The 23,771-nt window shown below is 58.8% G+C and carries 19 protein-coding genes and 1 pseudogene; 6 read left to right on the plus strand and 14 right to left on the minus strand.

What is annotated here, in order from left to right; genetic code table 11:
• Window positions 1–123 precede the first annotated feature (123 nt).
• Window positions 124–4,503, plus strand: coding sequence for a hypothetical protein (locus tag B2M20_RS01845; protein WP_079445409.1), 4,380 nt, complete (start codon window positions 124–126; stop codon window positions 4,501–4,503).
• A 44-nt stretch (window positions 4,504–4,547) separates the two neighbouring features.
• Here B2M20_RS01845 and B2M20_RS19365 read toward each other — a convergent pair whose 3' ends face one another.
• On the minus strand, window positions 4,548–4,811 hold the full coding sequence (locus B2M20_RS19365; RefSeq protein ID WP_079445410.1) for a hypothetical protein: 264 nt from the start codon (window positions 4,809–4,811) through the stop codon (window positions 4,548–4,550).
• Window positions 4,812–4,938: 127 nt separating this feature from the next.
• Between B2M20_RS19365 and B2M20_RS20060 the strand changes: the two are divergent.
• Window positions 4,939–5,259, plus strand: a pseudogene (locus tag B2M20_RS20060) (transposase); the annotation flags it as partial.
• Window positions 5,260–5,396: 137 nt separating this feature from the next.
• Here B2M20_RS20060 and radC read toward each other — a convergent pair.
• The gene (radC, locus tag B2M20_RS01860) at window positions 5,397–6,107 is read right to left on the minus strand and encodes a RadC family protein (RefSeq protein WP_079445411.1); all 711 of its coding nucleotides are present in this window, start codon (window positions 6,105–6,107) and stop codon (window positions 5,397–5,399) included.
• Window positions 6,108–6,394: 287 nt separating this feature from the next.
• Window positions 6,395–7,219, minus strand: a complete 825-nt coding sequence (gene map / locus B2M20_RS01865) for a type I methionyl aminopeptidase (protein ID WP_079445412.1) — start codon at window positions 7,217–7,219, stop codon at window positions 6,395–6,397.
• Between the two features lie 312 nt (window positions 7,220–7,531).
• Between map and B2M20_RS01875 the strand changes: the two genes are divergently transcribed.
• Complete coding sequence (locus B2M20_RS01875) at window positions 7,532–9,325, plus strand: potassium/proton antiporter (RefSeq protein ID WP_079445533.1); 1,794 nt, start codon at window positions 7,532–7,534, stop codon at window positions 9,323–9,325.
• Between the two features lie 75 nt (window positions 9,326–9,400).
• Here B2M20_RS01875 and modC read toward each other — a convergent pair whose 3' ends face one another.
• From modC to B2M20_RS01930, 11 genes are all read right to left on the minus strand, one after another.
• Entirely contained in the window at window positions 9,401–10,066 is a 666-nt protein-coding gene (gene modC, locus B2M20_RS01880) for a molybdenum ABC transporter ATP-binding protein (protein ID WP_079445414.1), read from the minus strand.
• Window positions 10,067–10,068: 2 nt separating this feature from the next.
• A complete protein-coding gene (gene modB / locus B2M20_RS01885; protein ID WP_079445415.1) occupies window positions 10,069–10,764 on the minus strand; it encodes a molybdate ABC transporter permease subunit in 696 nt (231 codons plus the stop codon).
• A 241-nt stretch (window positions 10,765–11,005) separates the two neighbouring features.
• The gene (modA, locus tag B2M20_RS01890) at window positions 11,006–11,830 is read right to left on the minus strand and encodes a molybdate ABC transporter substrate-binding protein (protein ID WP_079445416.1); all 825 of its coding nucleotides are present in this window, start codon (window positions 11,828–11,830) and stop codon (window positions 11,006–11,008) included.
• Between the two features lie 320 nt (window positions 11,831–12,150).
• Complete coding sequence (gene mepA, locus B2M20_RS01895; protein WP_079445417.1) at window positions 12,151–13,113, minus strand: penicillin-insensitive murein endopeptidase; 963 nt, start codon at window positions 13,111–13,113, stop codon at window positions 12,151–12,153.
• A gap of 203 nt (window positions 13,114–13,316) precedes the next feature.
• Entirely contained in the window at window positions 13,317–13,655 is a 339-nt protein-coding gene (locus B2M20_RS01900; RefSeq protein WP_079445418.1) for a plasmid stabilization protein, read from the minus strand.
• Between the two features lie 216 nt (window positions 13,656–13,871).
• Window positions 13,872–15,704: a translation elongation factor 4 gene (gene lepA / locus B2M20_RS01905; protein WP_079445419.1), complete on the minus strand. Its 1,833-nt coding sequence runs from the start codon at window positions 15,702–15,704 to the stop codon at window positions 13,872–13,874.
• A 250-nt stretch (window positions 15,705–15,954) separates the two neighbouring features.
• Complete coding sequence (locus B2M20_RS01910) at window positions 15,955–16,296, minus strand: HPr family phosphocarrier protein (protein WP_079445420.1); 342 nt, start codon at window positions 16,294–16,296, stop codon at window positions 15,955–15,957.
• On the minus strand, window positions 16,293–16,694 hold the full coding sequence (locus B2M20_RS01915) for a PTS sugar transporter subunit IIA (protein ID WP_079445421.1): 402 nt from the start codon (window positions 16,692–16,694) through the stop codon (window positions 16,293–16,295). Before B2M20_RS01915 ends, B2M20_RS01910 begins: the two co-directional genes overlap by 4 nt.
• Window positions 16,695–16,823: 129 nt before the next feature.
• Entirely contained in the window at window positions 16,824–17,351 is a 528-nt protein-coding gene (locus B2M20_RS01920) for an HPr kinase/phosphorylase (RefSeq protein WP_079445422.1), read from the minus strand.
• The gene (locus B2M20_RS01925) at window positions 17,348–19,159 is read right to left on the minus strand and encodes a sensor histidine kinase (protein WP_173815889.1); all 1,812 of its coding nucleotides are present in this window, start codon (window positions 19,157–19,159) and stop codon (window positions 17,348–17,350) included. Before B2M20_RS01925 ends, B2M20_RS01920 begins: the two co-directional genes overlap by 4 nt.
• A gap of 172 nt (window positions 19,160–19,331) precedes the next feature.
• Window positions 19,332–20,033: a response regulator transcription factor gene (locus B2M20_RS01930; RefSeq protein ID WP_079445423.1), complete on the minus strand. Its 702-nt coding sequence runs from the start codon at window positions 20,031–20,033 to the stop codon at window positions 19,332–19,334.
• A 210-nt stretch (window positions 20,034–20,243) separates the two neighbouring features.
• Here B2M20_RS01930 and B2M20_RS01935 point away from each other — a divergent pair, with 210 nt between their 5' ends.
• The 3 genes from B2M20_RS01935 to bla all read left to right on the plus strand — a co-directional run bounded on the left by B2M20_RS01935 (window position 20,244) and on the right by bla (window position 23,771).
• Window positions 20,244–20,981, plus strand: coding sequence for a HugZ family pyridoxamine 5'-phosphate oxidase (locus B2M20_RS01935; protein ID WP_079445424.1), 738 nt, complete (start codon window positions 20,244–20,246; stop codon window positions 20,979–20,981).
• A 156-nt stretch (window positions 20,982–21,137) separates the two neighbouring features.
• The gene (locus B2M20_RS01940; protein WP_079445425.1) at window positions 21,138–22,754 is read left to right on the plus strand and encodes a phosphoenolpyruvate carboxykinase; all 1,617 of its coding nucleotides are present in this window, start codon (window positions 21,138–21,140) and stop codon (window positions 22,752–22,754) included.
• Window positions 22,755–22,874: 120 nt separating this feature from the next.
• Window positions 22,875–23,771 carry a class A beta-lactamase gene (gene bla, locus B2M20_RS01945; RefSeq protein ID WP_079445426.1) on the plus strand — a complete coding sequence of 299 codons (897 nt, stop codon included), beginning with the start codon at window positions 22,875–22,877 and terminating at the stop codon, window positions 23,769–23,771.

The raw sequence follows: 23,771 nt of genomic DNA on the forward strand, positions 1-23,771 counted from the left end.
TTAGCCAAAAGCAATCGCGACTCATCAAAGGCCTCCTGTCCGAGACCGTGAATCACAAACTCAGCGCCGAAGGAATCACTTTTATGGGTCCCGACCCTAGCACGACTCAATGCCGCGTTTAAATTGGCGGTTAAAGACGGCGATCTCGACCATGCGCTCGGCATCACCATGCGTTTGGCTCAAGTGGTCGCGGCAAACAGTCGTGGCGATGAGTTCATACGCAAGTCGCCCGCATTGGCAGCGACTCTGGGCGATCGGGACGCCTATCGACGCTTATTCAGCGACCGATCCGGGTGGCGCGGCGCTCGTGATGCACGGCTAACAATCGCCCATGCTTTCTCGAATGAGATGGAAGAGGCTGAAATTCACTGTGGCCGTGCGATCGACTGGATAAACTGGAACGCGCGCAAAGAGAGAGATGAGCTCGAACTTCCTCACGAGAGGACCGGTCCAGCCCACGACGACTTTGCTTCCATTCTATTTCTGAAGATCGTTCAGAAAGATTTTAAACCTGTTGATGGAAATCTGCATCAATGGGGCCGGGGATTAGCAATTCCGGTCGCGCGGCAAGCGGTCAAACTTGCCCGGCAATATGAGTGCGCAACGGGATTGAGCGTCTTGTCCGAGCTTGCAGCATTTGCGGCCAGCTCGAAGAGTAAATCTTTCGTGCTCAAAGCGACGCTTTTGAGCAGTAAGACAGCGCTGACCTCAAAAGAAAGGAAACTGCTGGCACGTTCAGTCGCCGAAGCAAAACTTAAGGCGGAAAAACTCGTTACTTTGAGTGATGATGCGGGCCGCGACTTTGTCTCAGCGGCTTTTGCGGCGCTCGTACACGATGGCCCTAGCTCCGCGAAAAAGCTGCTGGATGCTGACGCTCAAGTCAGGCCCACAGCTTACGATTACGGGGAACGTTACGGTCCATCGAGAGCGTGGATTCCATTTCTTCAAACATGCGTAGCGGCTTGGTCAAAAAAACGCGCTGTTGCAATTCATGATTTGCTTCCGCAAGGGGTGAAGATCACGGCTGCTGCGCGGGCTCTCAAAAAGCGGGAGGAGGTTAAGTCATTTCTGGCCGCTTTACCCGCTGTCCGCCGTAAAGGCCAAAAAAAGGCAAAAAGCGGGACGAAACCTGAAGGCCGCTTTGATAGCCGTGAATGTAAGGAAATTGCCGTCGGGATCGAGACGGTTCTGAAAATTATTGAGCCAATTCAGGCCAGCATGTGTGCTCGCGTCGCTGATAAGGGCGTGAGCGCGTTTCTCGGTAATTGGGCCTCCTTTGTATCAAAGACGGTGACGCGCGGGTTCGAAGAGCCTGAAAAGATGCTTGCCAAGACCGTGGGGCTTGGATTTGCAAGACTGCTTCTTCAACACGCACCGGCTATTTCAGACAGCGATGCGGTCGCGGTTATTGATGTGATCTCTCGGCCACGTTTTTTGCTGAGCGAGAAAGCGTATGTGCTCTCGTTGCTAGCAGCAAAAGGTCATCTTCACTCTCGCGCCGGTGCGTTTGCGCAATCGATGGTCGATGAGATTCGCAAAGACGATCAGACCGATCAGCGTGGCGACGATTACGCTTCTTTGGCCGAAGCATTGCTGGAAATGAGCGTTCCCGAAGCGCGCCTATATTATCGCAACGGATTGGCGGAACTGGATAAGCTCGGCAGCGGCGATTACGACTTGATTTACGCGATACTGCATTACGCAGCGGGCCAACCTGGCGGGTGCATCCGGCCCGAGTTGGGGCATAGGCTGATGAACCTATGCCAGACTATTTTTGCTCATGATTCACATAAGTTTGGCTGGAATCTTTTCGGCATAGCTTGCGCTAAATCCGTAGGAACGACAGCCGCAACCAAGCTTATACGGTGGAATGACGAAGACGTTGCGAGCTATTCTCTCGGACTGCCTCAGCTCGCTTCATATCTTTCTGCCGAGAAGCATCTTTCGCCGTTACGCGCTGCGGTGCTGTTGGGCATTTGCAAAGACCATGGCTGGCACGAGTGGAGCGTTGGTGACGGACTATTATCGATTCTTCCACAAGCGCGCAACGTCGGTGAGAAAAGGACAATATTCGAGGCTGTATTTGGAAAATTGATTGCCGAGCACTCGGATGGCGGCTGGTCCTCTGTCTGGCAAGGCATATTGAATGTTGCCGAAAAAAATCCAGCCGTCGTGGGCGACGGCGATGTCAGCACGGCAAAGCAATTACTTGAGGAGGCAGAACGGAAAAGGCACGAGTATAATTCGCGCTCGTCATCAGGACCGAGTTCGCCTGCGAGCATTGAAAGCAAGAAAAAAGAACAAGACCCAGACGCTTTTGTCAAAGCTCTGGTCTCTAAGTGTGACCCAGGATCAGCGGCGTCCATTGACGAGGCGCTCAACGAAATAGATGCCGTTAAGTCACTTCCATTTTATGTGAGACGGGACTTCTTCTCTACAATTCGTGCGGCTTGCCCCTACGCGAAACGGCTCGATCACTTGCTTGCTTTGGCTGAGGCCAATAACGTCTCGTTCGACCAAGCTATCGATCACATTCAAGATTGTGTTTCGGAATGGTCTGGTTCATCAGCACATATTGCGGCAGAGAAAAAAAACGTTGTTTCACACTTATTCAAATCGAAAGGATCTGAACTCTTCAGCATTTCTTACGGCAGTGTGAGCCGCGAGATAAAGCAACTCAGCGATCTTTGTGGTGACGAAAGCTTCGTCTTGAACCACGTCCTAGATACAATTTCGACTGAACGAGTGGAATTGAATGGTGAGCAGTGGTTGCAGCTTGCCACGGTACTGTCTCACCAAACGTCGCATAGCGCTTCGCGCGATGCCCTCGAAAACTTTCTGTCTGGGCCGGCCGCAGGCTTGGCCGATCAGATTGGAGAAGGTGCGTACAAGCCCGATTTCAAAATTTCAGATGAGCGAGAGCTTCTCGTCGGAATAATCTGGCACCTTTTAGGGGATGACGATGCTTACATAAAGTGGAGCATTGCGCGCGCATTGCCGCTCTTTGTTTCATTGGGTTTAATCGACGATTTGAATGCACTTCTCGCGCAGTTCGATCGCAGAGAGGTGCCGGCACTCAAAACAGAAAGCTATAACCTCTCATTTCAGAATTCACAGCAATGGCTTCTGATGGGGCTGGCCCGTGCCGCATTGATTCACGGGGCAAAGCTGGCCCCGTTGAAACCCCGACTTTTCCAGCTGGCTGCGCGAAATGACGTTCACATCCTTAATAAGCGACACATCCTGCGATGCTTGCGAAATATTGGCTGCGAGGCAGCCGAAATCGCAAATTTAGCGCAAGAAGTTGAAGTCGATCCAAAGGGAATCGCAGTTGTTAAAGGCTCTTGGCCGAAGCACGTTCCTGCCAAATCTGGTTTCAGTTTCGATTATGAATTCAACAAGTCAGAGATTTCGCATCTTGCGAGAGTATTTCACATTTCAGACGGTCAATGCGTCGATGCTATCGCTCATGAAATTCAGCGGATCTGGCCGAGCGCTACAAATATGGATGCATTTCCTGGGCATGATCGTTATCGAAAAGAACGAACTGACAGATACGAATATTATCGTGAGCATGTTCAAAAGCACGCATTGCTAAGCGCAGCAACTACGTTGCGGCAATCGCATCCGGTGGCGCGTCAAAGCTATGATGAAGATCCTGCGTCGCCCTTTGAGCTGTGGCTCAACGACTATGACGTTACGTTTAAAGATGGTTCTTGGCTCAGCGATCACAAAGATCAAGAGCCTGAGGTTTGCGGGAAGAGTCTGTTGGGACCACGAGTCAAGAATGTCGAATCACTAATTCTGACTCCAGCGATTTTCGAGAGCTTAGGAATTTTGAATATTGCGGAATCCGCGATGTTGCCGATTTATGGACGGTGGAAGTCCCCGGACGGAGTTTATGTTCGTATTGAAACGGCGTTAGGAAAACCCCGTGGGATCGTGGGACTTTGCCAGAAATTCGTTAGAAGAGCGGACCACGATCTCTGGCTACCGCTGTTTCTTCATGACGGCTTTGACGACCCATACAGACAGGCATCGCCCTTTGAGCCATTTGTGTGGGTTTTGGAAAATTACAGCATTGGGGTAGATTCACGCGAGAAAATCGCGACTGACGGCGTGGCGTCGCGACCACGTCTTGGCGTCAAACTTCTCAAGGCATTTGGGCTCATACCGGACAAGGATTTTCGGGAGTGGAAAACCTCTCACAACGAACTGGCTATGCGGAGTCAGGTGTGGGGGGAATGGATGCCTGACCCGGACGACAACCGGGGCAGTCATCGAAACGAAAATGGTGAGATTTTATGGGCGTCGCAAGACTGGCTGGACCGGGCATTACCTCTAATCGATCGTCAGCTCGTGTTCCACGTTACGTTGAGCAAGTACAAAGACCGTCGCTTCGGCGACAGTTCAGGTGTGAAAGCCGTATATGTAGGAACCAGACCGGCTGGGGATGAGATTCGTTTCTGGTACGCGAAGAAATCCTCAAACACGACTTACTAGGCGGCGTGGACAAATAGTTCGCCAATATGGCGCGCGCTTTGTTGTTACCGATTAGCCGCGATGCGTTTGCGATAGAGGGCGTCAGGCCCTTTCGCGGCCTCGATGCGAATGTGTCTGCGCAGCAGTGCAAGAGCTAATGGGCCGACGACGAGCATCACGCCCAGCACGGTCTTAATCATGGTCGGCAACCACCTGGCAAGCATGGCACTGCCATAGACCAGCGCGAAGAAGGTGAACCACGCGAATAAGGGTACTTCGGCCAGAAGCAGTGGTTTTTCGTCTGATAATGGCTGTGCGCAAAGCGCCAAAAAGCTGCTTTCACGGTGCCCTCATTTTCATTCAGCATTCGATTAACCGGGCTGTTTTGGCAGAATAAGCGACATCGACTCAGAACGCGGTTGACGCCGTTAGGAGAGATTGATTCAAGGCTGCTTTTTGGAGGCAGGCTGGAGCCGGGGTGATCTCACCGAAGCGGAATGGCGCGTTCTGAAGGACTTATTGCCGATCGAGCCTGAGAACCGCGGTCGCGGCAGACCGCCAGAACAGAACTGCTCAATCATCAACAGCATCCTCTGGCGGCTTCGATGCGGAGTGCCATGGCGAGACGTTTCGCCAAAATTCGGCAGTTGGAACACCATCTACCGCCGGTTCCGGCGATGGAGTGAAGCCGGGGTCTAGGAAACCGTGGCAGTAACGCTTGCCGAGATCATGGCGGACAGCAGGCACTACAGCATCGATAGCACCACAGTCTGCGCCCTACAGACAGCGCAACTGTAATCTGACAATCGGAGGCGCAAAGCCACCCCGCCTATGTGCACGCTTTTCTACGCTAGAACTCTCCCGTGTTCTGAACCGGCTTTACTTCATCCCACAAGTGGTGTGTCCTAATCGCGTTAGATCAGCCGCAGCCCCTTCAGGCTAGCATGGCCGTTCTTGCCGACGATAATGTGATCGTGCACGGAGATGCCGAGCGGCTTGGCGATCTCGATGATGTTCTGCGTCATCAGGATGTCGGCACGGGACGGTGTCGGATCGCCTGATGGATGGTTGTGGACCATGATGATCGAGGTTGCGGATAGCTCGAGCGCACGCTTGACGACTTCGCGAGGATAAACCGGAGTATGATCGACGGTGCCGACCTGTTGCAACTCGTCTGCGATAAGCTGGTTGCGCTTGTCGAGGAACAGGATGCGGAATTGTTCCTTGTCGGCGAATGCCATCGACGTTCGGCAATAGTCGATCACCGCGGCCCACGACGACAGCACTGTCCGCTGCTTCAGCTGTCCTTTGGCCACACGGCTGGCAGTTGCCGCGATCAGCTTGAGCTCGATGATCGCCGACTCACCAAGACCGCTGATCTCACGAAGCCGGGCGTCGGGCGCATGAACCACCTCGGCGAACGATCCGAATCTGCCAATCAGGGACTTGGCCAGTGGTTTGACGTCGCGGCGGGGCAACGCGCGAAACAGCACCATTTCGAGCAGTTCGTAATCGCTGAGCGCGTCCGGCCCGGCGTCGCGGAAGCGCTCGCGCAATCGTTCGCGATGGCCGTGATAGTGCGGCGCTTCGGCAAATCCTGCGGGGTTGTCGGCGTTTGCGGGCATGGATGGAGCGAACCAGTCCTAGTGGTCCGATTCTAACATTCGTGTCCTGTTTCAGCGAGCCTTCTTGCGAATGTTAGAATCGAAGGACCACTAGCAATATAAGTTGCTAGTGAAGTTTTGAATGCGACATTCGCGTTCGGGGTACGCCGCCAGGGGGCGCGAATGTCAAATTCACTCCACGGGTTTCCGCAACCTTGCCGTGGCTCGCGGTATTTGCAACCCCAATTCGGGAATGCGAGCTGCGAAAGCGTGCGCGATCCAACGCGATCTGATTCCGGACCCGAGGTTCAGCCCCCGCAGGCCGGCTTGTCGAGTTTACCTGGCGACAGCGTGAAGATCTCAACTCCTGTCTGGGTCACGCCGACCGAATGCTCGAACTGCGCCGACAGCGAGCGATCGCGGGTTACGGCGGTCCAGCCGTCCGACAGGATTTTCACGTGCGGTTTGCCCAGGTTAATCATCGGCTCGATGGTAAAGAACATTCCGGGCCTGAGCCGTACGCCCTCGCCGGGCCGGCCGACATGGATGATGTTCGGTTCGTCGTGGAATATGCGGCCGAGTCCGTGGCCGCAGAAATCGCGGACAACGCTCATGCCTTGGGGTTCGACGAAGCTCTGGATGGCGTGACCGATGTCGCCGGTCGTCGCGCCGGGCTTGACCGCCGCGATGCCACGCATCATCGCTTCATAGGTTATCTCGATCAGCCGTTCGGCCTTGCGTGCAATCGGACCAACCGAGTACATGCGACTGGAATCGCCGTACCAGCTATCAACGATAAAAGTTACGTCCACGTTGACGATATCGCCCTCTCTCAGGATGCGATCGCCGGGCATCCCGTGACAGACCACGTGATTGACCGACGTGCAAGTCGAGTAGCGATAGCCGCGATACATCAGCGTTGCCGGGTAGGCGCCGTGGCTGAAGGCGAATTCACGGACAAAATCGTCAATCTGCGAGGTGGGGATGCCAGGCTTCACGAGATCGGCGAGTTCGTCGAGACAGCGTGCCGTCAGAGCACCGGCCTTGCGCATCCCGGCGAATCCGCTCGGGCCGTGCAGTTTAATCTGTCCGGTCTTTCGCAGGGGGGTTTCGGAGGCTTCGACGTAGCTCATCAGGTGATCTGAGTCCGGATGAAAGGAGTTGTTGCCTCCTAATCTAATGGATGGCGCTGCCAGCGCAAGCTGAAGCCTCTAATGCGGCGCTATTAGGGGTTCACTTCGGTTCGCCGCGGCCGGGCTCTTGGCCGGTCGTGGTGACGCCGTCAGGGTTCGGTGACCGAAACCGAGCAGATCAGCTCGATCATGCGGTGCTGGCGCATTGCGCGCGCTTAAGCACAAACGACGCCGATCGGCAGAAATCGATTGGCGCGCCGCGGCGGCGGCGATAAGGATGAAAATGCTAGTGTTTACCGCTGCGGACGTCTGATGGCATCTCTGGATTCGGTCAGTCTGGCCATCCTGCTCGGCGCGATTCTGGTCATGGCCGGAATTCTGTCGAGCCTGTTGGCGTTGCGGTTTGGCGCCCCCTTGCTGCTCGTCTTTCTGTTCATCGGCATGTTGGCAGGTGATTCCGGGCCTGGGGGCCTGACGTTCAGCGATGTCCAAAACACCTACCTTGTCGGGTCGGCCGCACTGGCGCTGATTCTGTTCGACGGCGGTCTGAAGACGCGGTTCCAGAGCATCCGCACGGTCCTGGCGCCCTCGATGGTGCTCGCTACTCTCGGCGTGCTGTTGACCGCGCTGGTCACGGCGCCAGTCGCCAAATATGCGCTCGATCTCAACTGGACCGAGGCGCTGCTGATCGGCGCGGTCGTCGCCTCCACTGACGCGGCCGCGGTATTTTTGCTGGTCCACGCGCAAGGGCTACGGCTGCGTCCGCGCGTCGGTGCGACGCTGGAGGCGGAGTCTGGCACCAACGATCCCTTCGCGGTGTTTCTTACGTTGATGTTGGTCGAGCTGATCTCGGTCGGCGACAGCTCGATCTGGCATGTGGTGCTTGAGTTCCTCCGGGAGTCCATGCTTGGCGGCATTGTCGGTGTGATCGGTGGGCGGCTCGTGGTGGTGGCGCTTAACCGGGTGGCGCTTCCACAGGGGCTGCATGCGCCGTTCGTCACGACCGCAGCGCTCGTGATCTTCGGAGTGGCGCAGATATCCCATGCGTCCGGGTTTCTCGCGGTTTATCTCGCGGGAATTATCATCGGCAACCGTCCGACCCGCGCCCATAACTCCGTGGTGACGTTCCTCGACGCCGCGACCTGGCTGGCGCAGATCGTGATGTTCGTGCTGCTCGGCTTGCTGGTCTCGCCGTACCGCTTGCTGGACAGCGTCGTGCCGGCGGTGGTGGTCGCGCTCGTGCTGATGCTGGTGGCGCGGCCGCTCGCGGTGTTCCTCTGCCTCGCCCCATTTCCTTTCAATTGGCGGGAAAAGCTGTTCATCGCCTGGACCGGGCTGCGGGGCGCGGTCGCAATCTTTCTTGCCTCGATTCCGATGCTGGTCGGGCTGTCGAAGGCGTATCTGTACTTCGATGTCGCATTCGTCGTGGTGATTATCTCGCTTTTGCTGCAGGGCTGGACGCTTGCTCCGGCTGCCCGGCTGCTGCATGTGGCGCTGCCGCGTGCCGACCGCGGGCCACGTCGGGTCGAACTTGATTTGCCAGGACAGCTCGAACAGCAGTTGGTCGGCTATGCAGTGCGACCAATGAGCCTGTTCCTTCGGCGCGGGCTGATTCCGTCATGGTCGAAGCCGACGCTCGTGATCCGCAATGAAAAAATTCTAACACCCGCCGAGGCCGATCCGATCACAGCGGGAGACTACCTCTATCTGCTGGCGCCGCCGGAAAAGGCCGAGGCACTCGACCGCTTTTTTGTGGACATGCAGCCGATGGCGTCACCAGACCCGCATCTGCTTGGCGATTTCCTGGTCTCGGGCGAAATCACCCTTGGCGATATCGCGCAGATCTATGGCATTTCCGTCGATCCGACCGCCGGGCAGTTAACGCTGGCGGATTACTTCGATGTTCATCTCGACCACGCACCGAAAGAAGGTGCGGTCCTGCCGCTTGACACCATCGTTCTCGTCGCACGCAATATCAGCGAAGGCCGCGTCAACGCAGTCGGACTTCGTTTACCCGAAGACGAGGAGAAGCTGCCGCCGCTGACCAGAATGGGCGCGTTCAGGCAGAAGGCGGCAAAGGCCTGGTCGTCGGTTGCAGGGACTTGACCGAAAATGCTCTCAATCAATAACTAGCGTGCATTCACATCGCAGAACCGGTACCGCAATTTTGCGGAATACGCGCTAGGCGGGCAGGACCTCGGGGCCGCCGAAGGCGGCGACGCGTCCGCGCTTCAGAATCACGACTTGCGAAGCGAGCTGGCGCAATTCATCCGGATCGTGGGTGACGTAGACCATCGGCACGCCGGTTTCGTCGCGCAGCCGGATCAGGTAGGGCAGGATCTCCGCCTTGCGATCCTCATCCAGTGCTCCCATCGGTTCGTCCATCAGCAGGAGGCGGGGCCGTGTCAGCAGCGCCCGGCCGAGCGCCACTCGCTGGCGCTCGCCGCCGGAGAGCTGGCCGGGCCGGCGATCCAGCAAATGACCGATATTGAGCATTTCGTTCAGCCGGGCTTCTTGCGCGGTGTCGCGGGTGAGGTGGTTCATCCGGCGCCCGTAGTCGAGGTTCCTGCGCACATCGAGATGCGGAAAAAGCCGCGCATCCTGGAAGACATAGCCGATGCGCCGGCGATGCACGGCGAGATGAAGCTGTTGGTCGGTATCGTCAAGCACGTCGCCGTCGACGGAGATCACGCCGCGATCCGGTGTCTGCAACCCCGCGATCATGTTGATCAGCGATGTCTTGCCTGAGCCTGATGCCCCGAAAAGGCCGGTGACGCGGCCTTCGCTCGCAAATGCGACATCGACCGAGAAACTGCCAAGCCGTTTCGACACCTTGACACCCAGCATGATCAGTTTCCGTGCAGCCGACGTGTCGCGCGCCGTGCGAACAGCTCAGAGGCGACCAGCGCCGCCATCGACAGGGCAATCGACACGACGACCAGCCGTAGCGCTGCCGTATCCCCATCCGGCGTCTGGATCAGCGAATAGATCGCCGCGGAAATGGTCTGGGTTTCACCGGGAATATTGGAGACGAATGTGATGGTCGCGCCGAATTCGCCGATCGCTTTTGCAAAGCCGAGCACCATGCCGGCCAGAATGCCCGGCAACGCCAGCGGCAGCGTCACGGTGGCGAAGACCTGCCATGTCGAAGCCCCGAGCGTGCTCGCGGCCTGTTCCAGCCGCCGGTCGACAGCTTCGATCGACAGCCGGATCGGCCGTACCAGCAGCGGGAACGACATCACGCCGCAGGCAAGCGCTGCGCCGGTCCAGCGAAATGCGAAAACGATCCCGAGGTGATCGGCAAGCCATTCGCCGACCAGCCCGCGCCTGCCGAAGGTCAGAAGCAGCAGATAGCCGGTCACGACAGGAGGCAGCACCAGTGGCAAATGAATGGCGGCGTCGATAATCGATTTGCCCCAGAACTCATACCGCGCCAGCGCCCACGCCAATCCGATGCCGATCGGTGTCGCGAACAGCGTCGCGACCACCGAGACCTTGAGCGAAAGCAGGATCGCTATCCATTCGGTTGGCGAGATATCAAACATGAGGTCTCGGTAATGTGTTTGTCATAACGAGGTCGAACTAAAATTGGTTTCCAATTTTTCTTTTGGCTCAAGGACGATGCCTGGAGCGCGATCAGCAAAGTGGATTCCGGTTTTGCATACGATCGCGCTTCAAAAAATATCAGTCTGACTGCGACGAAGCATTCCTCCACCCTAACCCTCCCCCGCAAGCGGGGGAGGGAGGGCGATGGCGACATTATTCAGTTTTAGGTTGTATTCAGTTTTAGGTTGTCGGGCTGACCAGGAACGAGAAGCCGTATTTCTCGAAGATCGCCTTGGCTTCCGAACTGCGCAGGAAGGCAAGATAATCCGCTGCGTCCTTATGAGCGGTGGAGGTCGCCGCGACCGGATAGACGATCGGCGGATGCGAGTTCGTCGGGAATGTGGCGACGATCTTCACGCCGGGTTCGACCTTGGCGTCGGTTGAATAGACGATGCCGAGCACGGCTTCGTTTCGCGCCACTAGCGCCAGCGCTGCGCGAACGTTCTCCGCCATCGCCATTTTCGGTTCTACCGCGGCCCATGCGCCGAGTTTTTCCAGTGCCGCCTTGGCATATTTGCCGACGGGTACGGATTTGACATCGCCGGTCGTGATCTTGCCGTCGCCTGCGAGCTGGGCAAGATCAAAGCCCTGGTCGATGGTGACTTTGTCGATCTTCGAATCCTTCGGCGCGATCAGCACGATGCTGTTGCCGAGCAGGTCGACGCGCGTCGGCTCGTTGATGGACTTCTTGTCCTTCACGTAGTCCATCCACGTTGTATCGGCGGACATGAAAACATCGGCCGGCGCACCCTGTTCGATCTGCTTGGCAAGCGCCGAACTCGCCGCATAGCTCGCAACGATCTTTACGCCGGACTTCGCGGTGTAGGCGTTGTCGACCTCGTCAAGCGCGTTCTTCATCGAGGCGGCTGCGAACACGGTCAGCGTCTTGTCCTGTGCGGCGGCGGGCGCCATGGCCGAGGGTTTGGCATCCTTGGCAGTGGCCGGCACGGCGAGGAGGGCACCGACCAGCAATGCCGAGAACAATGAATGGGTGAATATCTTCATAAGGCGCTCCAAATCGGTCCGACGCGAGTGACCGCGCAGACGATGCAAGGGATTGACATGACGATCAGTGGAAGCGCCGTTCCATGGTTTCCAGGAGGCTTACGGCCAGCCGGAAAGATCGCTTTGACGACAGTATCAGCCGCACGATGCGTACGTAAAGAGCGGTGGCCACTGGTTTTTTTGAAAGGCGAGGTGGCTGTAGACTCTGGTTGAGCCGCTAACCTTTAGCGTTTCCAGGCACAAGAAGGCGAGCCGACTCTTTTCCGCCAACGGTCCGTGGGCGGTCATGAATTCCCCGGACCCATCCTTCGTGGCGACTGTTAGTGGCTGGCATCCGGCGCAGCCAGAACCTGACGGCAGTTCGCGGGTAGTTGTGACAACGTGATCGGGGGTTTTGGCTTCGGCGGCACCTTCGGCGGTTTCGGGTGCAGCACGGCGTCGCTGAACCAATAGGCCAGATCGTGCGCGCCGCATCCGTCTGTCGGCTCAGGCGGAGTCTGGGATTCGCACTGGGGATTGCCCGGCGGACACTTGATGCGAATATGGAAGTGATAGTCGTGGCCGTACATGGGGCGAACCTTCGAGAGCCAACTGCGGTCGCCTTTGGCCTCGCGGCACAGCGCCTTTTTGATCGCGGCATTGACGAAAATACGCTCGACCGCCGGCTCCCTGGCAGCGGCACGGATGACGCTGAGGTGACTCGGCGTCCAGGCGTGGGGATCGATATCCAGGCGGTCGTGGCGCACCATCATGACCGCGGACATCTCCTCGCGCTCGTTGCGCGACAAAAGCCGGTCCGGCATTGGCGTGAGCCAAACGTCGGCATCGAGTCCGATTTGGTGGCTGGCATGACCGGATAGCATCGGACCGCCGCGCGGTTGGGCCATGTCGCCGACCAGAAGCCCCGGCCAGCCGGCGTCTTTGCGCGCCTTCCCCGATAGTCGTTCAAGCAACGCCACCATAGCCGGATGCGCCCAGTTGCGGTTGCGCGACAGTCGCATCACCTGCCAGGTCGGCCCGGTGATCGGCAGCGCCTCGGCCCCGGCCATGCAGCCCCGCGCATAATAGCCAATGACGTAAGGCGCGCCGGCAGCCGGAAGCGTCTTGCGGCCGAACAGTTGTTTGGCGGCCAATGCGGGGTCTTCGGGATTGGCCAGTGGCGGCAGCGGTTTCGGGTGCAGCGTGCCTTTGTCTTGCGCGATCGCTCTGGACACCAGCGCGCCACCGCCGGAGGCGGCGAACGTGGACAGTAGAAACAGAAATAGAATCGCGCGGCCATTCATGAGAGGCGATTCTATAGCGCTTTCGAGCGATGTGGATACCCCGTTCGTGTATCGAAAACGCGTCGAACGCTGCCGGACGGCTTTGGCTGAATCCACCGGACTTCAGCTCCGCGACCGCCAAGATTCAGGTCAGTCATAGCCCCGCGCCGTAGGTGCCCCGGTTGCCATCACGGGCTGTCGATCCGGGCTCGTGGCAACGGCCGTTATCGCTTGCCAGCGGCTTTCCTGGCCGGAGAGCGCTTTGCGGCATTGCGCTTGCGGGTCGCCGCGGCCTTTTTCGCCGAGCGCGACCGATCGGCTGCGGAACGGGTGGCCGAAGCCTTGCCGCCGCGTTTGCCACCGCGCTTCGATGAGACGTTCGTGGTCTTGCGGCCGCGGCCCGAGCCGCTCTTCTTGCCGCCGCCGCTCTCCTTGTTGACGGTCGCCCACGCCCGGCGCTCGGCTTCCTCTTTCTTCACCCCGCGCTTCTCGTAGCCTTCCTCGATATGCTCGGCCTTGCGCTTCTGTTTGCCTGTATAGGCTGACTTGTCGCCGCGCGGCATGACGCCTCTCCCGGTTGCGTTTCGGTGGAATCGAAACGTCCGGCGGTTGCGAGGGTTCCTGGCAGTCGCGCTGCGGCCGTCAGAGCCTTCCGCTTCTGATGGAATCAGAAGCGGAGCTCTCAGATTCTAATCTGACGCGTTTTCTTCACGCGAACCGGTATCCACTTCGCTCGAAAACGCTATAGCCCCACCATCTTTTGGGGCTGATGTGAAGCATCAGCTATCGACCTTCAGTGCGGCGATGAAGGCTTCCTGCGGAATATCGACCTTGCCGAACTGCCGCATCTTCTTCTTGCCTTCCTTCTGCTTCTCGAGAAGTTTTCTCTTACGGCTGACATCGCCGCCGTAGCACTTCGCGGTGACGTCCTTACGCAATGCACGCACCGTCTCGCGCGCGATCACCTTGCCTCCGATTGCCGCCTGGATCGGTATCTGGAACATGTGCGGCGGGATCAACTCTTTCATCTTCTCGACCATGGCGCGGCCGCGGCCTTCGGCACGGGTACGATGCACCAGCATGGACAACGCATCGACCGGCTCGGCGTTGACGAGGATCTGCATCTTCACGAGATCGGCTGGCTTGTAGTCGGTGAGGTGATAATCGAATGAGGCGTAGCCCTTGGAGACGGACTTGAGCCGGTCGTAAAAGTCGAACACGACTTCGTTGAGCGGCAGATCGTATTTTACCATCGCGCGCGCGCCGACATAGGTGAGCTCTTTCTGCACGCCGCGGCGATCCTGGCAAAGCTTCAGCACGCTGCCGAGATACTCGTCGGGCGTGAGGATGGTGGCTTCGATCCACGGCTCCTCGATCTCGGCGATCTTCACCACGTCCGGCATGTCGATCGGATTGTGGATCTCGATCTCGCCGCCGTCGGTCAGTTTCATCTTATAGATGACGCTCGGCGCGGTGGCGATCAGGTTGAGATCGAACTCCCGGGAGAGCCGTTCCTGGATGATCTCAAGATGCAACAGGCCGAGGAAGCCGCAGCGAAAGCCGAAGCCGAGCGCGGCGGAGGTTTCCATTTCAAACGAGAAGCTGGCGTCGTTGAGACGCAGCTTGCCCATCGCGGCACGCAGCGTCTCGAAATCGTCGGCGTCCACCGGGAACAGGCCACAGAACACCACGGGAATCGCCGGCTTGAAGCCGGGCAGCATCTCCGCCACCGGCCGACGGTCGTCGGTGATGGTGTCGCCGACGCGGGTGTCTGCGACTTCCTTGATGGCGGCTGTGATAAAGCCGATCTCGCCGGGGCCGAGTTCGTCGACCTGTTGCATTTTCGGCGTGAAGAAGCCCACGCGCTCGACATCGTAAGCCGCGTTAGTGCCCATCATGCGGATGCGGCTGCCCTTCTTGAGCACGCCGTCGATGATGCGGACCAGCACGACGACGCCGAGATAGACGTCGTACCAGCTATCGACCAGGAGCGCCTTCAGCGTGGCGTCGCGGTCGCCTTTCGGCGGCGGCAGCCGGGTGACGATGGCCTCCAGGACATCGGGCACGCCAAGGCCGGTTTTGGCCGAGATCATCACCGCGTCCGAGGCGTCGATTCCAATCACGTCCTCGATCTGTTGCTTCACTTTATCGGGCTCGGCCGCAGGCAGATCAACCTTGTTGAGGACGGGCACGATCTCGTGGTTGTTGTCGAGCGCCTGATAGACGTTGGCGAGCGTTTGCGCCTCTACGCCCTGGCTCGCATCCACCACCAGTAGCGAACCTTCACAAGCAGCGAGTGAACGCGAAACCTCGTAAGCGAAGTCGACGTGTCCGGGCGTATCCATCAGGTTGAAGACATAATCCTTGCCGTCTTTGGCGCGGTATTTCAGGCGCACCGTTTGCGCCTTGATGGTAATGCCGCGCTCGCGTTCGATGTCCATCGAATCGAGCACCTGCTCCTTGCCCGCCATCTCTCGATCGGTCAGGCCGCCGGTTATCTGGATCAGGCGGTCAGCCAGCGTCGACTTGCCATGATCGATATGGGCGACGATGGAAAAGTTGCGGATGTTTGCAGTGGGGGGCGTGCCCTGCTTTTGAAGCTCGTCAGACATTACGGCAACCTCTAGAGCCTTTCCGGTTCTGATGGAATCAGAAGCGGGGCTCCTTGATTGTGATTTGATGCGTTTTCGAACCGCCGCAAACTTCGCTCGAAAAACGCTGCAATTGCTGCAGGAACTGCAAACCGGCGGCACTGGTCGTCATGGGGCGCGGGATAGCACCCGCCCGAACGGCGGGCAAGCAAGCGTCAACCTCGGGAAACGCTTTCTGACGACTGTTTTAAGGGCAAGAGCGAGAAGACGATCACTCGTCCTCGTTGAACTTATTGCCGACGAGCTCTGTGATCGCGTCGACCGCCGCTTTCGCCTCCGGACCAGTTGCCGAAACGATGATCGTCGTTCCGATTCCCGCGGACAGCATCATCAATCCCATGATCGAATTGCCTCCGACCGTCTCGCCATTGCGCGTTACGCTAATGTCGGCGTCGAAGCGTTCGACCAGATGTACGAATTTCGCGGACGCCCTCGCATGAAGGCCGCGCTTGTTGATGATCGAAATTTCGCAGGAGACCGTTCCGGCAGGAGATGCCTCGCTCACCGTCGGTGGGGGACCCGAGGAGGCTGCGTCGTCAGGCTGTCCGGTCATTTCCCGGCGAGTACCCGGCTGGCGATCGTCACGTATTTGCGTCCGGCCTCCTGCGCCGCCGCGATGGCTTCCGGCAGCGGGAGATCGTTGCGCACCTTGGCAAGTTTGACGAGCATGGGAAGGTTGATGCCTGCGAGCACCTCGACCTTGGGCCGGCTCATGCAAGAGATCGCGAGGTTTGAAGGCGTACCGCCGAACATGTCGGTGAGAATGGCAACCCCGTTGCCGCTGTCGACGCGATTGACGGCTTCGATGATATCGCCCCGGCACAGATCGGCATCGTCCTCGGCGCCGATGGTGATGGCTTCGATTTGCTTTTGCGGGCCCATCACATGTTCGAGTGCCGCCTTGAACTCATCGGCAAGGCGCCCGTGGGTCACAAGTACCAGACCAATCATTGAAAACTCCTCGCGGGTGCTTTTGGTGCACCGCACGAACAGGCCACTTTGACCATCCAGAGCTCTCACGCAAGGGGGAGTGCTAGGTTTTTCCCTGAAAAGCGGGTCCGCTCTGAAAGCCGGGATGGTTTACTCCATGGCTGTAGTAGGACTTATATGGTTACCGGATTCCCCCGGACAATCGGTAGTGGAGCGAGTGTCGCTGCAACCCGGAATAGTCGTCAGCGCAGCGATGGCTATCGGAAGTGGCGAAAAAGTAGCTGCAACCGGAATTCGGGCCAGATCGACCCCTAATATGGTGGTTCGCAGCGCTTTTGGCGGCGGCAAGCGCTCCGCGTCGGGCGCCTCGAGATCGATCACGAGGCCGACCTGCGCCTCCGCGATGAAAGCGCACCGGCGAATCCCGAACCCACGGATTTCTATCATTCCCTCAAGCTCAGGCGCGGGCCTGACGAGCAGCCCATCATGAAGCGGCGTCACGAAGAGGCGGTCATCGCCGACCAGCGTCGTTACGGGGAGCTGGCGGCTGCGGCCGGCGAGGATGAGGTCGAAGGCGAGACGAGACTTGCCGGCGCCGGAGGGGCCGCGGATCAGAACGGCGCGATCTCCTACCAGAACCGCGGAGCCATGGATCGTCGGTCCGGACGACGCGATCATGACGCGGGAAGCCGGACGATGAAACGCGCGCCGGCGATCCGGATGTCGCCATGGGCATCTGTCGGTCCGGGGCGGTTTTCAGCCCAGATCCGTCCGCGATGCGCTTCGATGATCTGTTTCGAAATCGAAAGGCCAAGCCCGGAGTTCTGACCGAAACCCTGGTCGGGTCGGTCGGTGTAGAAGCGCTCGAACACGCGCTCCAACGCGTCGGGGCGAATGCCGGGACCGTCGTCGTCCACGACGATCTCGATTTCGGATTTCAAGCGGCGACACACGATGCGCACACGGCCGCCGGGTTTCGAAAACGATTGAGCATTGGTCAGGAGGTTGGATATCACCTGTCCTAGTCGCAAGTCATGCCCCGGCACCGAGAAGGTGCGACTGCCTTCGAAGCGCACGTCGACACTGATGTCGCGGCCGAGCTTGGTTTCGTTCGCGACCGATATAAGCATGGTCAAAAGACGCTGGATATCGACGGGCGCCTCATCCTGCCGTTGTAGCTCGGCGTCGAGTCGGCTTGCGTCGGATATGTCGGAGATCAGTCGATCAAGTCGGCGGACATCGTGCTCGATGACTTCCAGTAGCCGGCTGCGGCTGGTGTCGGTCTTCGCGAGCGGCAGGGTCTCCACCGCGGAGCGCAGCGAGGTGAGGGGATTTTTCAGTTCATGGGAAACGTCGGCCGCGAAGGTCTCGATCGCCTCGATACGGTTGTAGAGCGCGTCGGTCATGTCGCGCAGCGCGCCGGATAGGTGACCGATTTCGTCGCGGCGGCGAGTGAAGTCGGGAATCTCGATGCGCGTCTTGATACGGCGCCGCACACGCTCCGCACTGTCTGCGAGCCGCCGTACCGGTCCGGCGATGGTGCTTGCGAGCAGCAGCGACAGCACGATCATGACGATCATGGCAACGCCGAATACTTTCAGGATTGCCAGCCGTTCCGCCATGACCATCTGGTCGATATCGTCGCCTTGAGTGGATAGCATCAGCGAGCCGAAAATGGTGGAGCGGGGGCGTTCGACCGGAACGGCGACCGAAACGATGATTTCGCCCCGATCGTTAATGCGCACCATGCTGGATTTCTCACCCTTTAACGACTGCGCAACCTCCTGATAGCCGTTGCCGTTTTCGGGACCGAGCTCACGATAGAGCGGAAGATCGCCGCGATTGAGCCAGGTGCGGATCGCGATCGTGGTGCGTTCTATGAACCCCGGTTTGACGTCGGTCGGGGGCGGCAGTTCGAAACGTATGACGTCGCCGCGGCGAAAGAGGCTGCGGCTGTCGAGAATCAATACTCCGTCGCGATCGTAGATGCGCGCCCGGGTCTTGGTCGGAGAGATCAGCCGCCGCAGCACGGGAGCGACCCGCTCAGGATTGATTGGAAAGTCCAGCCCTGAAATTTCGTCCGGTGCGCCATAGCTCTCGCCGGGCTTGAGATCGAGCAGGCGATCCGTATCGATTGTTATCGTGTTGGTCTCGACCGTGGCCGAGGCGGCAATGGCGCTGGCTATGATCTCGCCCTGTACCAGCAGACTTTGCGCGCGCGCATCGATCAGGCCGGCGCGGAATTGCGAGAGATAGAGAATGCTGGCGACCAGCGCGATCAGGCCGGCGAGATTAAGCGATACGATGCGGCGGGTCAGGCTCGAAAAGCTGAGCGTGAAGAGAAACTGGCCTGCGCGCCTGAGCCAGCCAAGCGGCCGTTGCCAGGGCGGCGTCCGTTGGGCCTGATCGGCAAGACCTTCCGCCGCCAGGACTTGTGAGGTGTCCTCGGTCTCGGGATTCAAATCAGGCTGCGTTCGATCAAGCAAGGACTGAAACTGCCCGGTTGCACCAAATTCACTATTGCTGTCATTCCCGCGTAAACGCTTCGCGTTTGTCGCTGAAGATGCGGCTGGACGACGAACGTTCGCATTCACACCGAAAGCAAACCGGACATGTCATCGAACATCCGGTTCACGGGCCGCGCCCATAACGATGTTATCAGGTTTCCCTGAAGCGGTAACCCACGCCGTACAGGGTTTCGATCATTTCAAAGTCGTCGTCGACGACCTTGAACTTCTTACGCAGCCGCTTGATGTGGCTGTCGATGGTGCGGTCATCGACGTAGACCTGATCATCGTAGGCGGCGTCCATCAGCGCGTTGCGACTTTTGACGACGCCGGGGCGTGTCGCCAGCGCTTGCAAAATAAGGAACTCCGTGACGGTCAGGGTGACGGGCTCATTCTTCCAGGTGCAGGTGTGACGCTCCGGGTCCATGCGCAGCAGGCCACGGTCGAGCGCCTTTGCGTCGCTCTCCTTGGGTACGGCGGCAGGATCTTTCGGGCAGGCTCGGCGCAAAACCGCTTTGACGCGCTCGACCAGCAACCGTTGCGAGAACGGCTTGCGGATGAAATCGTCGGCACCCATCTTGAGGCCGAACAGTTCATCAATCTCTTCGTCTTTGGAGGTGAGGAAAATAACGGGCAGGTCGGATTTCTGACGCAGTCGTCGCAGTGTCTCCATTCCGTCCATGCGCGGCATCTTGATGTCGAGGATCGCAAGGTCCGGCTGGCTGGTGCGGAAGCCGTCGAGTGCCGACGCTCCATCGGTATAAGTCATGATGCGATAGCCTTCGGCTTCGAGCGCAATCGACACCGATGTGAGAATGTTGCGGTCGTCATCGACCAAAGCAATTGTGGGCATATGCCTGCTTTCCGAAGCGGGTGGCGAGAGGCGAACAATTCGACCGTCTGCCATTGGTGTAACCTTAAGAACGCAGTCAACGAGCAATGCAAGCGAGGCTGAAGTGTGACCGAGGCTCTTTAAACGTGCGAAAGGCCCTACCGTTCCCACTCTGTTCGGTTATCAGTTTAGCCCTGAAAAGGTGGTTTTTCAAATTTGAGGATTTAAGCCATGCAGCCGACCGCCAATTTCACAGCCGCAAACCTGACCCGATCCCTGCTACGCCGCAGCCGGCAAGGCGCACTTGCAACCTTAATGGCAGGTAGCGGCGACCCCTATTGCTCCCTTGTGAATGTCGCAAGCCATTACGATGGTTCACCAATTCTTTTGATTTCACGCCTTGCAGTGCATACGAAAAATCTGCTCGCCGATCCCAGGGTGTCGCTGATGCTGGACGAGCGCGCAGCCGGCGACCCTCTGGAAGGCTCGCGGATCATGGTCGCGGGAACAGCCGAGGAGGCGGATGGGGAACTCAAGGCAATCCTGCGAAGGCGTTATCTGAACGTTCACCCCTCGGCGGAATCTTTCGCGGATTTCAATGATTTTTCGTTCTTCCGGATTCGGCTAACCGGAGTTCATTTGGTGGCCGGTTTCGGACGGATTGTTGATCTCAGGCCGGAAAAGATTCTGACCAGCCTTGAGGGCGCGGACGCGTTGGTCGCGGCCGAACAAACTGCGATCGAACATATGAATGGCGATCATCGCGACGCCTTGAATCTTTATGCAACGCGGTTGCTCGGCGCGGAGACGGCCGACTGGCGCTGCACCGGCTGCGATCCCGACGGCTTGGACATGAGTGCCGACAAGCGTGATGCGTTGCGCCTTGATTTTCCGCGGCGGGTCGTCACGCCCGAGGAACTTCGCGGTGTCTTGAAGGAATTGGCGGAAAAGGCCCGCGCGTCAGCATAGGCTTGATCCGAATTCCTGGAGTAAGCCGGGATTGGCCAGATGAGTTTGGCCTTGATCAATGCCGGCTCTGGACGGCTATAATTTAGACATCGCTGCGGAAGCGCGATTGGTTATGATCGCGCCCTGCGATGCGGATTCGACGAGGAGGAATTTTCCGTGCCTGAGACAGGCGTGCGTAACGGCGCCTTCGGCGCCGAAAAGTTCGGCCTAAAAAATCTCAAGGCCGTGTACTGGAATTTTGGCGCGCCGCAGCTTTACGAGCATGCCCTACGTACAGGCGAAGCGATGCTGAATGCGGATGGCGCGTTATGCGCGGAGACCGGTATCTTCACCGGCCGAAGCCCCAAGGATAAGTTCGTGGTCCGTGATGTGACCACCGATAAAAATATATGGTGGGCAGGCAACCAGTCGATGACGTCGGGGCAATTCGGCGCGTTGTATTCCGACTTTCTTGAGCACGCCGGGAACAAGACGCTGTTCGCACAGGACCTCTATGGTGGTGCCGATCCAAATTTCCGTATCAAGACCCGCGTTTTCACCGAGCTGGCCTGGCATTCGCTTTTTATTCGCACCCTATTGCGCCGGCCGGAGATATCGGAACTTACCAACTTCGTACCTGAACTGACCGTCATCGACCTGCCGAGCTTTCGCGCCGATCCCAAACGGCATGGCGTTCGCTCGGAGAACGTTGTGGCCATCGATTTCATCCGCAAGATCATTCTCATCGGCGGATCTCATTATGCCGGGGAGATGAAGAAAAGCATCTTCACCACGCTGAACTACCATCTGCCCGACAAAGGCGTGTTGCCGATGCACTGCTCGGCCAATGTCGGCCCCGGCGGTGACAGCGCGATCTTCTTCGGCCTCTCGGGAACGGGAAAGACCACGCTGTCCGCCGATCCCAAACGCACGCTGATCGGCGACGATGAGCACGGCTGGAGCAAGGACGGCATCTTCAATTTCGAGGGCGGCTGCTACGCCAAATGCATCAGGCTGTCGCAGGAGGCCGAACCCGAGATTTACGCCGCTTCGAAACGCTTCGGCGCAGTGCTTGAGAATGTCGTACACGACGAAGCCACGCGGGTACCCGATTTCAATGACGACTCGAAGACCGAGAACACCCGTTCGGCCTATCCGCTCGAATTCATTCCGAACGCGTCTTTAACAGGCTGTGCCGGCCAGCCAAAAAATCTGATCATGCTGGCCGCTGACGCCTTTGGCGTACTGCCGCCCATCGCCAGGCTGACGCCGGCGCAGGCAATGTATCATTTTCTTTCGGGTTACACCGCGAAAGTAGCGGGAACTGAGCGCGACCTCGGCAACGAGCCGCAGCCAGAATTCTCCACCTGCTTCGGCTCGCCGTTCTTGCCGCGCGATCCCAGCGTCTACGGCAACATGCTGCGCGCCTTGATCGCGAAGCACAAGGTCGATTGCTGGCTGGTGAACACCGGTTGGACCGGGGGCAAATACGGGACCGGCCGTCGCATGCCAATCAGGGTCACGCGCGCTCTGCTCGGCGCAGCGCTCGACGGCTCCTTGCGCGACGTCCAGTTTCACAATGACAAATATTTCGGGTTCGCAGTCCCAACCTCGGTACCAGGCGTCGAGCCGCATATCCTCGATCCGATCAAGACCTGGGCCGATAAGGTCGAGTTCGACAGGACCGCGCGCGCCCTGGTCGACATGTTCCGGAAGAATTTCGGTAGATTCGAGAACGACGTCGATGCCGAGGTCAAGGCCGCGGCTCCGGCGGCTAAGGAGGCGGCAGAGTAAGCCTGCACATCGATGTCTTGAAGAGCGGTTCGATGCTCGCCCATCCATTCTTCGATAGTTACGCCGCGCTACGGCATATCTAACTATCTCGGCACAGCCAAATATGAGGACGATTAAAAAATGATCGGCAGACGACGATTGCTGTGTGCGACGGGTGCGGGCCTGGCGGGGCTGGTCGTCATAGGCCGGGCTGGCCGAGTCCGGGCGGCCTCGGCATTGCATGAGAAGTTTGTCGACGAATTGAAAAGGCTGGAAAATGAAAGCGGCGGCGGGCGGCTGGGTGTCACGCTGCTCGATACCAGCACCGGCCAGCGCGTCGGCCAGCGGATGGACGAGCGGTTTCCAATGTGCAGCACCTTCAAGGTGCTAGCGGCGGGCGCCGTTCTTCAAGGGGTCGATGCCGGCAAGGAAAATCTCTCGCGGCGGATTTATTTCAGTGAGACCGATCTCGTGACCCATTCGCCGGAGACGCAGAAGCACGTCGGCCCGCACGGCATGACCGTCGCAGAACTATGCAAGGCCGCAATTACGCTCAGCGACAACACGGCGGGAAATCTGCTGCTCGCGAGCATTGGCGGCCCGCAGGGCCTGACCGCTTTTGTGCGGGGTCTGGGCGACGACATGACGCGTCTCGACCGCGCCGAGACGGCACTTAATGAAGCGCTGCCAGGCGATCCGCGCGATACCACGACGCCGAACGCGATGGCCTCCGATTTGCGGGCGTTGGTGTTGGACGGCATGCTGTCGGCGGAGTCGCGCGCTCAACTCGCGGGTTGGCTCGCCGCCAATACGACTGGCGGCAAGCGCCTGCGCGCCGGATTGCCGGCCGCGTGGCGCGTCGGCGACAAAACCGGGTCCGGCGAGCGGGGAACAGCGAATGATGTCGCTGTGATCTGGCCGCCGGATCGGGCGCCGTTTATTGTGACGGCCTATCTCACGGGCGCCACCGCCTCGGCGGATCGGCAAAACGCTGTCATCGCGGCCGTCGGACGCGCGGTCACGACCGCATTTGCATGA

This window comes from Nitrobacter vulgaris, from assembly GCF_002028545.1.
GTDB lineage: Bacteria > Pseudomonadota > Alphaproteobacteria > Rhizobiales > Xanthobacteraceae > Nitrobacter > Nitrobacter vulgaris.

Excerpts from the sequence above, each read along its gene's own strand:
- radC (WP_079445411.1), bottom strand. The coding sequence starts at position 6,107 with ATGCCCGCAAACGCCGACAACCCCGCAGGATTTGCCGAAGCGCCGCAC.
- map (WP_079445412.1), bottom strand. The coding sequence starts at position 7,219 with ATGAGCTACGTCGAAGCCTCCGAAACCCCCCTGCGAAAGACCGGACAG.
- B2M20_RS01875 (WP_079445533.1), top strand. The coding sequence starts at position 7,532 with ATGGCATCTCTGGATTCGGTCAGTCTGGCCATCCTGCTCGGCGCGATT.
- modC (WP_079445414.1), bottom strand. The coding sequence starts at position 10,066 with ATGCTGGGTGTCAAGGTGTCGAAACGGCTTGGCAGTTTCTCGGTCGAT.
- modB (WP_079445415.1), bottom strand. The coding sequence starts at position 10,764 with ATGTTTGATATCTCGCCAACCGAATGGATAGCGATCCTGCTTTCGCTC.
- modA (WP_079445416.1), bottom strand. The coding sequence starts at position 11,830 with ATGAAGATATTCACCCATTCATTGTTCTCGGCATTGCTGGTCGGTGCC.
- mepA (WP_079445417.1), bottom strand. The coding sequence starts at position 13,113 with ATGAATGGCCGCGCGATTCTATTTCTGTTTCTACTGTCCACGTTCGCC.
- B2M20_RS01900 (WP_079445418.1), bottom strand. The coding sequence starts at position 13,655 with ATGCCGCGCGGCGACAAGTCAGCCTATACAGGCAAACAGAAGCGCAAG.
- lepA (WP_079445419.1), bottom strand. The coding sequence starts at position 15,704 with ATGTCTGACGAGCTTCAAAAGCAGGGCACGCCCCCCACTGCAAACATC.
- B2M20_RS01910 (WP_079445420.1), bottom strand. The coding sequence starts at position 16,296 with ATGACCGGACAGCCTGACGACGCAGCCTCCTCGGGTCCCCCACCGACG.
- B2M20_RS01915 (WP_079445421.1), bottom strand. The coding sequence starts at position 16,694 with ATGATTGGTCTGGTACTTGTGACCCACGGGCGCCTTGCCGATGAGTTC.
- B2M20_RS01920 (WP_079445422.1), bottom strand. The coding sequence starts at position 17,351 with ATGATCGCGTCGTCCGGACCGACGATCCATGGCTCCGCGGTTCTGGTA.
- B2M20_RS01930 (WP_079445423.1), bottom strand. The coding sequence starts at position 20,033 with ATGCCCACAATTGCTTTGGTCGATGACGACCGCAACATTCTCACATCG.
- B2M20_RS01935 (WP_079445424.1), top strand. The coding sequence starts at position 20,244 with ATGCAGCCGACCGCCAATTTCACAGCCGCAAACCTGACCCGATCCCTG.
- bla (WP_079445426.1), top strand. The coding sequence starts at position 22,875 with ATGATCGGCAGACGACGATTGCTGTGTGCGACGGGTGCGGGCCTGGCG.